Source organism: Saccharospirillum sp., from assembly GCF_040881935.1.
In the GTDB taxonomy this organism is placed as follows: domain Bacteria; phylum Pseudomonadota; class Gammaproteobacteria; order Pseudomonadales; family Natronospirillaceae; genus Saccharospirillum.
This window is the reverse complement of the sequence record NZ_JBBECH010000020.1, coordinates 123,189-137,535: the sequence shown is the minus strand read 5'-3', so window position 1 is coordinate 137,535 and position 14,347 is coordinate 123,189. Positions and strand designations below refer to the sequence as shown.

11 protein-coding genes are annotated in these 14,347 nt (G+C 56.7%); 6 read left to right on the top strand and 5 right to left on the bottom strand.

Features of this window, described 5'->3' with window-relative positions; all coding sequences use genetic code 11:
• Window positions 1-57 precede the first annotated feature (57 nt).
• Window positions 58-1,983 carry an amylosucrase gene (locus tag WEB54_RS02990; RefSeq protein WP_368053164.1) on the bottom strand — a complete coding sequence of 642 codons (1,926 nt, stop codon included), beginning with the start codon at window positions 1,981-1,983 and terminating at the stop codon, window positions 58-60.
• A 115-nt stretch (window positions 1,984-2,098) separates the two neighbouring features.
• Entirely contained in the window at window positions 2,099-3,130 is a 1,032-nt protein-coding gene (locus WEB54_RS02985) for a LacI family DNA-binding transcriptional regulator (RefSeq protein ID WP_368053163.1), read from the bottom strand.
• Between the two features lie 301 nt (window positions 3,131-3,431).
• Here WEB54_RS02985 and WEB54_RS02980 point away from each other — a divergent pair, with 301 nt between their 5' ends.
• From WEB54_RS02980 to WEB54_RS02960, 5 genes are all read left to right on the top strand, one after another.
• Window positions 3,432-4,484 (top strand): sugar phosphate isomerase/epimerase family protein, encoded by a 1,053-nt coding sequence (locus tag WEB54_RS02980; RefSeq protein ID WP_368053162.1) that lies wholly within the window; start codon window positions 3,432-3,434, stop codon window positions 4,482-4,484.
• Between the two features lie 28 nt (window positions 4,485-4,512).
• Complete coding sequence (locus WEB54_RS02975) at window positions 4,513-5,658, top strand: Gfo/Idh/MocA family protein (protein ID WP_368053161.1); 1,146 nt, start codon at window positions 4,513-4,515, stop codon at window positions 5,656-5,658.
• Window positions 5,655-7,178, top strand: a complete 1,524-nt coding sequence (locus WEB54_RS02970; protein WP_368053160.1) for a sugar ABC transporter ATP-binding protein — start codon at window positions 5,655-5,657, stop codon at window positions 7,176-7,178. The genes WEB54_RS02975 and WEB54_RS02970 overlap by 4 nt, the downstream gene beginning before the upstream one ends.
• Window positions 7,175-8,161, top strand: a complete 987-nt coding sequence (locus WEB54_RS02965) for an ABC transporter permease (protein ID WP_368053159.1) — start codon at window positions 7,175-7,177, stop codon at window positions 8,159-8,161. The genes WEB54_RS02970 and WEB54_RS02965 overlap by 4 nt, the downstream gene beginning before the upstream one ends.
• 285 nt (window positions 8,162-8,446) lie before the next feature.
• Window positions 8,447-9,418 (top strand): substrate-binding domain-containing protein, encoded by a 972-nt coding sequence (locus WEB54_RS02960; protein WP_368053158.1) that lies wholly within the window; start codon window positions 8,447-8,449, stop codon window positions 9,416-9,418.
• 166 nt (window positions 9,419-9,584) lie between these two features.
• On the opposite strand, the gene WEB54_RS02955 is transcribed toward WEB54_RS02960, so the two are convergent.
• From WEB54_RS02955 to WEB54_RS02945, 3 genes are read right to left on the bottom strand one after another with little or no spacing between them, the layout of a single operon-like run.
• On the bottom strand, window positions 9,585-10,625 hold the full coding sequence (locus WEB54_RS02955) for a M20/M25/M40 family metallo-hydrolase (protein ID WP_368053157.1): 1,041 nt from the start codon (window positions 10,623-10,625) through the stop codon (window positions 9,585-9,587).
• Window positions 10,622-11,845: a M20 family metallo-hydrolase gene (locus WEB54_RS02950; RefSeq protein WP_368053156.1), complete on the bottom strand. Its 1,224-nt coding sequence runs from the start codon at window positions 11,843-11,845 to the stop codon at window positions 10,622-10,624. Before WEB54_RS02950 ends, WEB54_RS02955 begins: the two co-directional genes overlap by 4 nt.
• Window positions 11,845-12,534 carry a DUF1028 domain-containing protein gene (locus tag WEB54_RS02945; RefSeq protein WP_368053155.1) on the bottom strand — a complete coding sequence of 230 codons (690 nt, stop codon included), beginning with the start codon at window positions 12,532-12,534 and terminating at the stop codon, window positions 11,845-11,847. The genes WEB54_RS02950 and WEB54_RS02945 overlap by 1 nt, the downstream gene beginning before the upstream one ends.
• 193 nt (window positions 12,535-12,727) lie before the next feature.
• Here WEB54_RS02945 and WEB54_RS02940 point away from each other — a divergent pair, with 193 nt between their 5' ends.
• A complete protein-coding gene (locus WEB54_RS02940; RefSeq protein ID WP_368053154.1) occupies window positions 12,728-14,284 on the top strand; it encodes an ABC transporter substrate-binding protein in 1,557 nt (518 codons plus the stop codon).
• Window positions 14,285-14,347: the final 63 nt, after the last annotated feature.

Below are 14,347 nucleotides of genomic sequence, written 5' to 3'. Positions count from 1 at the left end.
CACGTCCGGATCTGCAAGGGGGCGGCCGTGGTAACATTGCCGTCTACCCAACAGTAACTACTGCACGGTCAGCCAGCGTACCTGGTGTGGTTGCAGCGCTTGCAGGGCAAGGCCTGCTTTCGGTTCAAGCAGGTCAACTTGTTTCCCGCCGGTTAGCAAGGAGTCGATTAACGACTCATCAAGGTGCTGTTCGAAATCGGCAAAGTTCGCGAGTACCAGCAGGGTCTCGGCATCCCGGGTTCGGGTGAACCCGAAAATATGAGGGTTACCGGTCTCGATAATGTGGGTGTGAGCGTCGCCCAATAACGGGGTTGACTTGCGCAACGCAATCAATCGTTGCAGGCCGGCGTAAACCTGGCCATTGGGCGTGTCGGGCTGATTTCTTAGATCGAGATCAGCGTCGTTCACGGCCACCCGGTTAACCCAGCGGGTGTCGTTCAGTTTATTGACGTCTTGTTGATAGCTGTAGTCGTTCAGCAGCCCCAGTTCATCGCCCATATACAGCAATGGCATTCCACCGATACTGAAAATCAGGGCGTGCATCAGCAGGATTCGGTTGATCGAATACTGAATTTCATCCGGGTCCTGAGCATTCAGCGCTTTTTCCAGTCCGGCCAGAGAGGCCAGCTGACCGGCGACCCGGCAGTCACCGGTGGCTTTGTTTTCCTGAAAGGGTACGCCACTGGCGAAACTACCGGGGAACTGACCGGTGTAGAACTGGTTGAGAAAACGGCGGTGGTGGTCCGGGTCGGTGCCCAGGCTCCAGGCGATGGTGTCATCGAAGGTCCAGCCGATATCATCGTGGCAGCGAATGTAATTGACCCAGGCGGTATCGGGTGGAATCGGAAAACGCGCCTGCAGACTGCGCGTCATCAGAGTGACATCGCGCGTGGCCAGGCTGTTCCAGAGTATGGCCATGGTCAGTGGGTTATACGACAGCTGGCATTCGTCGGTGCTGACGTAACGAACCACTTCATCCGGGTGCACGATCGCTTCGGATTTGAACAGCAGGCCCGGTGCCGCAATGCGGGCGGCAGCATTGAAAGCCTGAATCAGCGTATGCGCCTGGGGCAGGTTTTCACAGGGTGTGCCAGCTTCCTTCCAAACAAAGGCCAGGGCATCGAAGCGCAATACATCGGCGCCTGCGTTTGCCAGAAACAGCAGTTCTGCAAGCATGGCGTTGAACACCGCGGGGTTTCTGTAATTCAGATCCCACTGAAAACTGTTGAAGGTGGTCCAGATCCAGCGTTGCATGTCGTCACGCCAGGTAAAGCAGCCCTGGCGTATTTCCGGAAATATTTCGCGCAGGTATGGCGCGTAGGGTGCCATCTGGCTGCGGTGGTCGAAGCAGAAATAGTAATCGAGGTATTCCTGTTCCCCGTGCTGGGCTTTGATCGCCCAGTCGTGTTCATCCGAGGTGTGGTTGAAGACGAAATCGAGCACCATCACGATGCCTTCTTTGCGCAGCGCCGCGGCCAGGCGTTTCAGGTCATTCATAGTGCCCAGTGTTGGGTTTACCTGGCGGTAGTCGGAAACCGCGTAGCCACCATCGCTGTTGGCTTCCGGCGCTTTGAACAGGGGCATCAGGTGCAGGTAGGTCAGGCCAAGCTCTTTCAGGTAGGGAATCTGATCGCGCAAAGCTTTCAGGTCCCCGGCGAACAGATCGACGTAACAGGCGGCCCCGAGCATGGTTTCACGTTTGAACCAGAGTGGGTCGGCCTGGCGTTTTTTGTCCTGATTGCGCAATACGGACGGTCGCGCCTGGAAAGATTCCAGCAAGGTGTCGAGCGTAGTTTCCAGGTGGTAGTAGAAGTCGTACTGGTTTCCATACAAGGATCGCAGCAGACCAAAGAGTCGGGGAAACTGGGCGTTCAGGTTCGCTTCAAAAGCCGCCCATTCCTTATCGCTGCTGGCTTTGGGTTTCAGCCGGGGTAGCAGGCGGTCTAGGGTGATGCGGGCGTCGTAATCGAGCGGATGATCCATGGCGCGGCCTTCCAGCAACAATGCAGTGTGAACGGGTGGCTTTTTCCCAGTCTAACCAGCTTGGCACCCAATGTTAACTTAATCGTTTAAGAGTTGGCTAGCTGGCCGTCTGCAATCAGGCTCTGGGTGCCGGTGCCGGTGCCGGTGCCGGTGCCGTGCTGGCGCGAACGATCAGCTGGGTGCTGAGCACCTGTTGGTGAGGTACCTGCTTTTTGCGCAAGACGTCCAATAGCAGGCGCATTGCACAACGGCCAATCTCGTCTCTGGGTTGGCTGACGGTGGTCAATTCCGGCTGGCAGTATTCGCTCAGACCAATGTTGTCGAAGCCGATCACCGAGAGGTCTTCCGGTACCCGGATTGACGCATCCCGTGCGGCTTTCATCAGGCCAATGGCCATTTCGTCGCTGTGGCAAAAAATAGCGCTGGGGCGTTCTTCGGATGGCATGGCCAATAACCCCTGGCCCTGCTGGTACCCCGACAGAAAACCAAAGTCGCCCTCAACCACCCAGCGTGAATTTACCGGTAGATTCTGACGCGCCATCTCCGACCGATAGCCTTTGACGCGGTCTATGCAAATGGGGTTTTGCATCGGCCCGGTGATGGTCGCAATGCGCCGGTGACCGAGTGACGACAAATATTCCACTGCACGGGCGGCTGCAAGCGGGTTGTCGATGCGCACAGTGGGTAGGGTCAGTTGATCAAAATATTCGCAGGCCATCACCAGCGGTATCTGGCTGCCGCGGGCCTGTTGGGTGACCAGCGCCAGGGGGATTTCAGCGGTCAGCAGGATGATGCCATCGGCCTGGTTAGTCGGCAGTAAATCGAAATAGGCCTGGGCCCGGCCAGTGTCGTGTTCGCAGTCGCCCAGCAAGACGCGGTAGCCTTCGCGGTGGGCAACGTCTTCGAGGCCAGCGATGATTTCCGAGAAAAACGGGTTGGCGATATCCGGTAACAACACGACGATGGTGCGTGACTCGCTGCGGCGGAGATTACGCGCTGCCAGGTTCGGTGAGTAACCGACTTTCGCGATGGCACTGGCCACTCGTTTGCGCGTGGCTTCGGTCACTTTTTCCGGGTTGGCAAGCGCCCGGGATACCGTGGCGGTAGAGCAGTCAGCGGCCAGGGCAACGTCTTTAATGGTGGGCATGGTACGTATCTGCAAAGTCAACAGAGGCGATGGTAACACAGCGATACAATTCAGGATAAACCGGCTGGTTGTCAGGTCCCCATTGTAGATAATTGCTGTTTGATATGTAATGCATTACATTCAGTAACAGGGGTTTTCGCATCAGTCCTTAGCCCACAGTAGCGCATAGATGGCTAAATATAAGCTTATTTTTACTGTTACACAAAAATAAACTGGTAGGCAGGGTGTTGACCTTCCTGAGTTACTCTGCTTGAATGTAATGCATTACATTATACAAAAACAAAATCTAAGGTGTTTGTTTATGAAGACCATCAAAGGGCCTGCGCTCTTTCTGGCTCAATACGTCAGTGATGATGCACCGTTCAACAGTCTCGACAGTATTGCCCGCTGGGCGTCCAGCCTGGGGTTTAAAGGGGTGCAGATTCCAAGCGGTGATAAACGTCTGTTTGATCTGGAGCGTGCCGCCGAAGACCTCGACTATTGCCGGGAAGTGACTGCCTTGCTGGCCGGTTATGGCCTGGAAATTACCGAGCTGTCTACCCACCTGCAAGGCCAGTTAGTTGCCGTGCACCCGGTGTACGATGATCTGTTCGATGGCTTTGCCCCCGAGTCGGTACGCAAGAATCCGCAGGCACGACAAGCCTGGGCTGTCGACCAATTGTTGCTGGCCGCAAAGGCCAGTAAAAACCTTGGGCTGACCGCTCACGCTACTTTTTCCGGCGCCTTATTGTGGCCTTTCCTTTACCCATGGCCGCAGCGTCCGCCTGGCTTGGTCGAGACCGGTTTTGAAGAACTGGCCCTACGCTGGAAACCCATTCTCGATGCGTTTGATGCCGCCGGGGTCGACCTGTGCTACGAAATTCACCCTGGTGAAGACCTCCACGATGGCGCCACCTTCGAGCGGTTTCTGAAAGCCGTTGATCATCACCCGCGTTGTTGCATCCTATTTGATCCGTCTCACTTTGTGCTGCAGCAGCTCGACTACCTGGGCTTCCTCGATCACTTCCGTGATCGCATCAAAATGTTTCATGTGAAGGACGCGGAGTTTAATCCGACGGCTTTGCAAGGCACCTACGGTGGCTACGAGGGTTGGGTTGATCGGGCGGGTCGTTTCCGTTCGCTGGGCGATGGCCAGGTCGACTTTAACGGCATTTTCTCGCGACTGGCTCAGTACGATTTCGCTGGCTGGGCCGTTATCGAATGGGAATGTGCACTCAAACATCCGGAGCAAGGCGCAGCCGAAGGGGCGCGCTTTGTGGAAGATCACATCATTCGTGTGACCGACAAGGCCTTTGATGATTTTGCCGCCGCTGGTACCGATGAAGCCACCAACCGGTCACTGCTCGGTCTCTGAGCGGTATAGCCGATAAAGGATGTTTGTGATGACCCAATCGACTCCCCTGCGCCTGGCGATGATCGGCGGCGGACCGGGCTCCATGATCGGTGCGGTGCACCGTTTCGCGGCCCGTATGGACAACCGTTTTGAACTGGTCGCTGGCGTGTTCAGCACCCGGTCTGAGAGTAATCGGGACACTGCTTCGCAGCTGAGGCTCGACCCCAATCGTTGCTACGATAGTTATGACGCCCTAATCAAAGCCGAAGCCGCTCGTGACGATGGTGCCCGTGTCGTGGCCATTACCACGCCCAACCATTTGCACTATCCGATTGCGCTAACCTGCATCGAGGCGGGCCTGGATGTGATTTGCGAAAAGCCGATGACGGTTACCCTGGCTGAAGCCGAGCATCTTGCAGAGCGCGTTGCCGACCGGCATGTGCGTTTTTTACTGATGCACAATTACTGCGGTTACCCTCTGGTTCAGCATGCGCGCGAGTGTGTTCAACGTGGCGACCTGGGGCGCATTCGCAGCCTGCAGGTCGAATACCTGCAGGAATGGCTAAGCGAAGTTCCCTCAGCCGATAACAAACAAGCCGATTGGCGGCTCGACCCAAAGCGGGCCGGGTCTGCCGGTGCTTTGGGCGATATCGGCACCCACGCTTTTCAATTGGCCTGCTTTATTTCCGGGTTAACACCCGAGGCCGTCAGTGCAGAATTAACCAGTCAGGTACCCGGTCGTGTTCTGGATGACAACGTCCAGGCACTGCTGCGTTTCGAGGGTGGGGCCACTGGCATGTTATGGGCCAGTCAGACGGCACCGGGTTTCGAGAACGCGTTACGCATTAGAGTCGTTGGCGAGAAAGCATCGCTGGAGTGGGCGCAGGAAAATCCCAACGAGCTCTGGTTCTCGCCACTGAATCAGCCCCGGCAACGCATTACACGCCGGGATGATTGGTTCAGCAGCACCACCGGCGCGAGCGTGCGTTTGCCACCAGGGCATCCGGAAGGGTATCTGGAAGGGTTTGCCAATCTTTATCAGGCGCTCGCTGCTGATGTGAATACGGCGTCACAGGGCGGCTGGCTACCAGATGTGTCGACAGGGGTGGATGGCCTGAAATTTATTGCGGCTACCTTGCGATCGAACCAGAACAACGGCACCTGGACGCCGCTCGACTTCGGAGCAGCGTCATGACCGAACCCATTATTCGTTTGCACAATATTGGTAAATCGTTCGGGCCCAATGTCGTTCTGCAAGGCATCAATCTCGACATTCATCCGGGTGAGATCATCGGCATTCTGGGGGAAAACGGGGCCGGTAAATCGACGCTGCTGAAACTGATCAGCGGGGTTTATCAGCCCAGTGTCGGTTCGCTGGAAATAGGCGGCCGTCGTTATTCCGAGCTGGACCCGGTGATGTCCCGTCGGTTGGGCATCGCGATGATTCCGCAGGAGTTTAACCTGGTACCCACCCTGCGTGTTTATGAAAACGTGTTTCTCGGACAGGAGCTCCGTAAACACGGCTTTCTGGATCGCACTACCATGCGTCGCAAGACCCGTGAGGTCATGGAAAGTCTGCAATCGAACCTCGACCCTGAAGCGTCGATCAGTCATCTCAGCGTCGCTGAAAAACAAATGGTCGAAGTGGCGCGCGTGCTGGTCGATGATGCCCAGGTTGTCATTCTGGATGAACCAACCACGGTGCTCACCGATCGTGAAGTCAGTGTGCTGTTCGATGTTGTGCGTCGCTTGCAGACTGCCGGTGTTGCGGTGCTGTTTATTTCCCACAAGCTCAAGGAAGTCAAAGACCTCTGCCACAGTGTGTTGATCCTGCGCGATGGTCAGGTAGTGGAGCAACGGTCAACCGCCGATCTGGATGAAGAAGACATGGCCCGGAAAATGGTAGGCCGTGAACTGTCGCAGGTCTTTCCACCGAAGCAAGGACATGCCGGTGAGATTGCACTGGAAGTCCGTCAGCTGTCTCTGGACCGACTGGTCACCGATGTGAATTTTACCCTGCATCGCGGACAGATTCTGGGGCTCTCTGGTCTGGTCGGTTCCGGGCGAACGGAAATTGCGGAAACTATTATGGGGTTGCGCGAAAAAACCTCGGGTCAGGTGCTGATAAACGGTGAGCCGTGCAGCATCACCTCGCCGGAAGATGCGCATCGTCATAACCTGGCTTATTTGTCGGAAGACCGGCAGGGAAAGGGCCTGGTGCTCAGTTTTAATCTGATCGAAAACATCACACTGTTGAGTTTGAAGCGTTATATCAAAGGTCTCATAAACCACCGGGCCGAGCGCCGCCAGGCCGAACATTATCAGCAGGCGCTCAGTATTCGCACGGCGAGTCTTAATACGGAGGTGGGGCTGTTGAGTGGCGGCAACCAGCAGAAGGTATATCTGGCTAAATTGCTGGATATTGAACCGGAGATTCTGATCCTGGATGAACCCACGCGTGGCATTGATGTGGGTACCAAACACGAGTTTTACCGGTTGATCCGAACGCTCGCCAGCGAGGGCAAGGCGATTCTGGTGATCTCGTCGGAGTTGGAAGAAATTATTGGCTTGTGCGATCAGGTGCTGGTGGTACGCGAAGGGCGCATCGTCGCCGATTTGCACGATGAACAGATAACTGAGGAAGACATCATGTTGTACGCAGCGGGCGCCCGGGGCGCATCGGCAATAACCGGCGCGGGAGCCGCGTTGTCATGACTCAGGTAAAACAAATGACTGATCGCTTCTCCAGTACCGTCAATCGGCTGGGCCTGGACCTGACCATTCTGGCCCCTTTGATTGCTCTGGTTGTATTGTTGATCGCATCGTCACTGGCCAGTGAATATTTTCTGAATACCCGGAACCTGACCAACGTTATGCGGCAGGTTTCCTACACCGGCATCATCGCCATCGGGGTCACCTTTGTGATCATCGGCGGTGGCATTGATTTGTCGGTAGGGTCCATGGTCGCCCTGGTCGGTGTGCTGTTGCTCTATGCGCTGAACGCAGTGACCGATCCGGTCATGGCCATCGTGGTCGGGATTCTGGTGGCACTTGGCAGTGGTGCGCTCTTTGGTGTATTCAACGGTCTGCTGGTAACCCGGGGGAAGATAACCGCTTTCATCGCAACGCTGGCCACCATGTCGATTTTCCGCTCCGTGGCCCTCTACCTGACTGACGCCGGTGAAGTAGTCTCCCGCAACCCTTTGTTTCCCGACCTGGGTGGCGGCTATTGGCTGGGTGTTCCGATTCCGGTCTGGGCGTTTTTGATTCTGGCGGTCGGGGCGCACATTCTGCTGTTTTATACCCGCTTTGGTCGTCATTTGTGCGCCGTCGGTGCCAATGCGCAGGTCGCCCGCTATTCGGGCATTCGGGTCCGGTCGGTGATTCTGGGTAGTTTTACCATTGCCGGTGCCTGCGTGGGTTTGTCGGCGATCATGCTGTCCTCCCGTCTCAATTCAATCAGCCCGTCCGATGCCGGTGTGCTTTATGAGCTGGATGCCATTGCAGCGGTAGTAATCGGCGGTACGGCATTGTCCGGTGGCAAGGGGTCGATTTGGGGCACCGTTATCGGTGCGCTGATTCTGGGCATTATCAACAATATGCTGAACCTGCTCGGGGTATCGCCCTATTTGCAGGGGCTGGTTAAAGGGTCGGTAATCATTATCGCCGTGCTGGTGCAATACAAACGCCAGCAGTAGGAGTTTGTCAAGCTTTGGAGTTCAGTTTCGTTGTATTGCCAGGAGTCCGGGCCAGGCACCGGGTGTACCTTTCCGGGGTCGGCATAAACCCTTCCATGGGGCCTAGACCGCAACATCCATGTTGCGGACTTCCCCGGAAAGGTACACCCGGCACCTGTCACTCAGCTCGTGGTGAACTCCGAAGTTTAAGTAAAAAACATGGCTGGGAAACGCCTGGCTTTGTTAGGTAGGCATTCTCCTGCAAAAGGGGGATGGAATAACAACAACCAGAGGTGGACGGAAAAGATGAAACTTAAAAAACTGTTAAAAACGGCGGCGGTTGCTACGGCTTTGTCGGTGACGCCTTTTGTCGCGTTCGGGGAAGACAGCTATCACATCGGGGTCAGTGTACCTTCGGCGGACCACGGCTGGACGGCCGGTTTGTTGTGGTGGGCGCGTCAGGCTTCGGAAGACCTGTCAGCAAAATACCCCGAGATTGAATTCACCATTCTCGCCGCCAACAATGGCACGGCCCAGGTGGGTGATGTCGAAGACCTTCGTGTGCGTCAGATCGATGCGCTTGTGATCCTGCCGCACAACCCGGCAACCCTGCAGCAGGTGATCGCCGAAACCTATCAGGACGGCATTTACACCGTTGTGGTTGACCGTGAACTGGAAACGCCGACTCAGGATGTGTTCCTGGCCGGTGACAACCCGGGCATGGGTGAGCAGGCGGCGAAATACATGGCCGAAGCAATGGATGGCGAAGGCAATGTAGTGGTGATTGAAGGGCCTTCAATTCCGATCAACAGCCAACGCGTAAATGCGTTTAATGCGGAAATAGAGCGTCACCCGGGCATCACCATTCTGGACTCACAGTCCGGTGAGTGGAACCCACAGACGTCTCTGAATGTGATGGAAGACATGCTGGCGCGTCACCCGCATATCGATGCGGTCTGGGCCGGTGATGACGATGCGCTCAAGGGTGTGCTGACGGCGATTGAAGAGTCCGGTCGTGATGACATCAAGATTCTGGTCGGCGGCGGTGGTTCCAAAGACGTGATCGGTATGATCCGTGATAATCACCCGATCGTGAAGGCAACCGTGACTTATCCGCCGAATATGATTGCTTCCGGCATTGCACTGGCAGTACACGGTGTGCGTGGCGAGAAAATGGGCGACATGTACCATGGCGTACCATCACGCATGGTTCTGGCGGCCGACCCGATCACTGCCGATAATGCGGATGAATTCTACGAGCCCGATGCGGCTTACTGATCACCGTTGATGTACATAAAAAACCCGGTTAGCGTCAGCCGGGTTTTTTGTTTTCGGGGGTCATGAGCCAGGAATTCGCAGGATAACTTGTTTCTGTTTCATCTTATAATCTGGTGCCAGCCGGACTATTTGCGGTTAAATTTACGCGAATTCCTACCTCATGAGGTTAGTTGCTCAGCACATATCCGGTCAGTAACTGGGTAACCGCTATTAAACTGTCCTGATGAGTTCGTTCATAACCGTGGGTACTGTCTGTGCCAAAGCCAACCAGAGCGGTGGTTGCGTCATAGCCCGCTGTGAGAGTAGACGAGCAGTCGCTGTGGTAGTGGCGAAAAACATCGCGCACGACATTAACCTGATGTTCCGTAGCGATCCGGTCGAGCCGGTCGAGCAGAGAACGACTGTGGGGGCCGAGCGCGTCTTTGTACCCTAAGGTTGCGCTGTGTTCGCTGCTGGCCTGGTTGCTGGCAACCGGGGCGATGTCGACGCTGATTAATTCTTTAATTGACCGGGGTAGGGCGGTTCCTGCACCGAGTCCGATTTCTTCGGCGTTGGTGAAGGCCAGCAGTACTGGCTGCGCAGGCGTCAGATTGTTTTCCTGTAGCAGATTCAGCATTTCCAATACGCAGGCGATGCCCGCTTTGTTGTCGAGAAACCGGCTGATGAGGTAGCCGGAATCGTCGAATTCCGGGGCGGGGTCAATGCAGACAATGTCGCCGGGTTGAACGCCGAGCGCGAGTGTTTCTTTCCGGCTTGAGGTAGGCCGGTCGAGGCGGGCACTGAGTTGCGACCAGGCCACCGGCTGAGTATCCACTGCGTCATGCCAGGCATGGCCGGATGACAGCAACGGCAACAGGCTGGCCCGAATCGGGCCCTGGCGGGTTTTTACCGTGACCCGGGCACCTTCGGCAAAGCGGGCGGACCAGGTACCGAGTGGGGTAACTTCGAGCCGGCCGTCGTCGCGAATGAATTGCACCATGGCGCCCAGGGTGTCGATGTGGGCCGCGATCACGCGTTTGGGGGCCTCGCCCGATTGCGCCAGCACATTGCCCCGGTGCGTCTGGTTGACCTGCCAGCCAAAAGGAGCCAGCCGCTCGCACATGGCGTGTTCCATGGCGGCGGTATCGCCGGTGGGGCTGTCGATGCGCAATAGTTGGTCGAGTGTGGTTAGCAATCGGTTGATATTGACCGGGGGTAGGGTGCTCATGCCGGTACCTCCCAGTTTAACAGCGCCTGTTTGATGACCTGTGCCGCAGCATCGGCATCGGCTTCTGTGATCGCTTCATCGGGGTGGTGGCTGAGGCCGCCGGTGCAGCGTACAAAGAGCATGCCAATCGGCATACTGCGGGCCATTGCCAGGCCGTCGTGACCTGCGCCGCTGAACAATGTGTGCGGTTTCCAGCCGCAGGCGGTAATGGCGTGGTGCAACTGCTGCTGAATGGCTGGCGAGCAGTCTACTTCTTGCTGTTCATAAACGAGTTTATGGGTCCACTGGCAAGCGTAGGTGGCAATACGTTCATTCAACAGGGCGAGCAATTGTTGACGGGCTGTTTCACGAATGCGGGTGACGGGGGAGCGCAGTTCGATGGTCAGGTCTACCCCACTGGGAATAACGTTGACGGCATTGGGCGTTACGTTCAATTCGCCGACGACGCCGACCAGGTCTTCGGTGTTCTGGCACAGGTCGTTGACCGCGCGCACTACCTCGGTCGCGGCGAGCAGGGCATCCTGACGCAGATGCATGGGGGTGGTGCCGGCGTGGCCAGCCTTGCCGGTGATGTGAACCTTGTGGCGTTCAATGCCGGTGATGGCGGAGACCACACCGACCGGTAAATCGAGGGATTCCAGAACCGGGCCCTGTTCGATATGAACTTCCACAAAACCCGCCAGTTGAGCTGGGTCCCGTTTAAGGCTCGGAATCTGATCCGGGTTGGCGCCCAGGCTGCGCAGGGCGCTGTTCAGAGAAATGCCGTCGCGATCGGTTGCGTTCAGGATATCCGGGTTAAAGGTACCGGCCAGGGCTGAGCTGCCAACCAGGGTGGATGAAAACCGGGCGCCTTCCTCGTCACTGAACGCAATCAGTTCAATATTGACCGGCAAGTCGATTGCCTGTTCCTGCAGGTGCTGCAAAACGGCCAGCGGCACCAGAATACCAAGCATGCCGTCGTAAGCGCCGCCCTGTCGAACGGTGTCTTGGTGGGAGCCGATGATCAGGGTTTTGCGGTCTGATTTGGGGGCGGTGCGACCGACCAGATTGCCGGCGCCATCGAGCTCGGTGGTCAGCCCGGCCTGTATCATCCAGCCTTTAAGATCCGCCAGCAGGGCCTTGTGTTCCGGTGAACCCAACAGCCGGGTGACGCCCGGCCCCGGTACTGAATGGCGAGCGGCCTGCCCGGACCACTCCATAATGCGTTTGCCCAGTGACATTAACGAACCTCCTTGCGATTGACGTGGCCGGTCTTGGTGGGATGAGCCAGGGTCGGCACCCCTGCCAGAAATTCCTGGAAGGGTTCGCTTTGGGTTTTGTGGTACAGAATTTTTAACTGCTCAATGCAGTCCCGTTCAGCCCAGTCGACACGCAGGTCGACCGGTGGTTTGTCGGGGTAATGAACTTTCAGGGCGGCGCTGTGGGTGCCGCGAAAATCACCGCCGATGCGCTCGCCTTCCATCATTGCCGCTAGCAGCCGGTCGTGCAGCGGCGCAGCTGATAACTGCTGAAAAACCTTTTTCATGGCCAGCACGATGTCAGTGCTGTTAAGCATATTGCCTGCGACCGCGAAATTCGGTTCACACAGGTGTAGCTTGGCATTGAGATTGGCCGAACCGGTATGCCCTGCGGTGTTGCCCCAGCGGTCGCAGATAATCACTTGGCGCTGGGCCTGGCCCTCGTCGGTTTCAATCAACCGGTTCCGCACCTGTTCGGCGCTCAGCCCATCGTTAAGCAACGCCAGGCCCTGATCACCATAAAGCCAGTTGGTGAAAGCCCCCTGGGTGGCAATGGCGCCTTGACCACAGCGTACGTGTGGCACAAAACCGCCCACCGCTACACTGCCAGTGGCCGTGGCCACGCCCAGGGCGCCGCTGGCAGGGTCTGTGGCGATGATGGAGTAGGTCATGCGGGGTATCCATTCAGACTGTCGGGTTAATTTATCATCATAAAATTTATTGCGTCCACTAATTTATAGTGATAAATGTAGTAGGGCAGTGTGACCGATCCCAGTCCTTCTGGCTTCGACAGGATGAGAAAACCGGGGCGCACTCTGCACGCAATCACAATAAAAACAGTAAAAAAACAGAGAGGCACTCAAGGTGAAACGCGTCGTCCAATCCCTGCTTTTCGGACTGGTTGCACTGGCCAGCAGTCCACTATGGGCCGAAACGCCCCCCAACGTCCTGATTGTCGGTCAGATTGCCGAGCCACAATCTCTGGACCCTCACGCGGTAACCGCGGTGAACGATTTCCGGATTCTGGTGAACATCTATGACGGGTTGGTGCGCTATGCCGACGGCACCCTGAACGTAGAGCCTTCGCTGGCGACCGACTGGAGCATCAGTGATGATGGTCTGGAGTACACCTTCAATCTGCGCGAAGACGTGTCGTTTCACGACGGCTCGCCGTTCAATGCTGAGGCCGTGGTGTTCAATTTCGAACGCATGCTCGATGAAGACCATCCTTACTACGACACCGGCCCCTTCCCGCTGGCGTTCTATTTCGGTCAGGTTGATACCGTCGAAGCAGTGAGTGAGTATCAGGTCAAGTTCACGCTGACCGAGCCGTTTGCTCCCTTTCTGTCGAACCTGGCGTATCCCACTGGCCTGATCATTTCTCCGGAAGCGGTGCGTGAGCATGGCGAAGAAGTCGGGCGTAACCCGTCCGGTACCGGTGCCTTCCAATTTGAAGAGTGGCAGGCCAATCAGCGCGTGGTGGTAACCCGCAACCCGGACTACTGGGACGGTGCGCCCTCACTGGAAGCGGTGGTGTTCAGGCCCATTACCGATGCCAACACCCGGGTGGCCGAAATGCTCTCGGGCGGTATCGACCTGATGGTTGAAGTGCCGCCGGATAACGTCTCAACTTTTGTGGATGACGGCTCTTTCGAGCTTTATGAGCAAGCGGGTCCGCACCTGTGGTTCCTGATTCTCAATATGAAGGAAGCGCCGTTCAACAATAAAGCGGTGCGTCAGGCGGTGAACTATGCGATCGACAAGGAGTCACTGGTCAACGACATTTTGCAGGGCACCGCAACGGTCGCGACCGGGCCAACTCCGCCGGCGTTTGGCTGGGCTTACAACGATGAGCTCGAACCTTACCCCTATGACCCTGAGCGTGCTCGCGAACTGATCGCCCAGGCCGGTGCCGAGGGTGCGGAAGTAACCTTCTTCGTGACCGAAGGCGGCTCGGGTATGCTCGACCCCATTTCCATGGGCACGGCCATTCAGGCTGATCTGGCAGCGGTAGGCCTTGATGTCAGCATCGAAACCTATGAATGGAACACCTTTCTTGGTCAAGTTAACCCGGGACTGGAAGGCAAGGCGGATATGGCTGAAATGGCCTGGATGACCAACGACCCGGATACCCTGCCGTTTCTGGCGTTGCGTACCGAAGCCTTTCCGGAAAACGGTGGCTTCAACTCGGGCTATTACAGCAACCCGAAAGTGGATGAGTTGCTGAACCAGGCCCGTACCAGCACCGATCAGGATGAGCGAGCGCGGCTGTATAAGGAAATGCAGGCCATTGTTTACGACGATGCGCCCTGGGCCTTTATCGCCAACTGGCAACAAAATGCCGTGGCGACAGATGCGGTCGAGAACTTCAAGTTGCAGCCCTCCTTTCTGTTGCAGTTACAGAATGTGAGCAAGCCGTAATTGAGCTGACGTCGGCCCTGGTGCCGACTGACCTTTGTCGGCCGGTGCCTTGAAGCGAAGCAC

Excerpts from the sequence above, each read along its gene's own strand:
- WEB54_RS02985 (WP_368053163.1), bottom strand. The coding sequence starts at position 3,130 with ATGCCCACCATTAAAGACGTTGCCCTGGCCGCTGACTGCTCTACCGCC.
- WEB54_RS02990 (WP_368053164.1), bottom strand. The coding sequence starts at position 1,983 with ATGGATCATCCGCTCGATTACGACGCCCGCATCACCCTAGACCGCCTG.
- WEB54_RS02945 (WP_368053155.1), bottom strand. The coding sequence starts at position 12,534 with ATGACCTACTCCATCATCGCCACAGACCCTGCCAGCGGCGCCCTGGGC.
- WEB54_RS02950 (WP_368053156.1), bottom strand. The coding sequence starts at position 11,845 with ATGTCACTGGGCAAACGCATTATGGAGTGGTCCGGGCAGGCCGCTCGC.
- WEB54_RS02965 (WP_368053159.1), top strand. The coding sequence starts at position 7,175 with ATGACTCAGGTAAAACAAATGACTGATCGCTTCTCCAGTACCGTCAAT.
- WEB54_RS02975 (WP_368053161.1), top strand. The coding sequence starts at position 4,513 with ATGACCCAATCGACTCCCCTGCGCCTGGCGATGATCGGCGGCGGACCG.
- WEB54_RS02960 (WP_368053158.1), top strand. The coding sequence starts at position 8,447 with ATGAAACTTAAAAAACTGTTAAAAACGGCGGCGGTTGCTACGGCTTTG.
- WEB54_RS02970 (WP_368053160.1), top strand. The coding sequence starts at position 5,655 with ATGACCGAACCCATTATTCGTTTGCACAATATTGGTAAATCGTTCGGG.
- WEB54_RS02955 (WP_368053157.1), bottom strand. The coding sequence starts at position 10,625 with ATGAGCACCCTACCCCCGGTCAATATCAACCGATTGCTAACCACACTC.
- WEB54_RS02980 (WP_368053162.1), top strand. The coding sequence starts at position 3,432 with ATGAAGACCATCAAAGGGCCTGCGCTCTTTCTGGCTCAATACGTCAGT.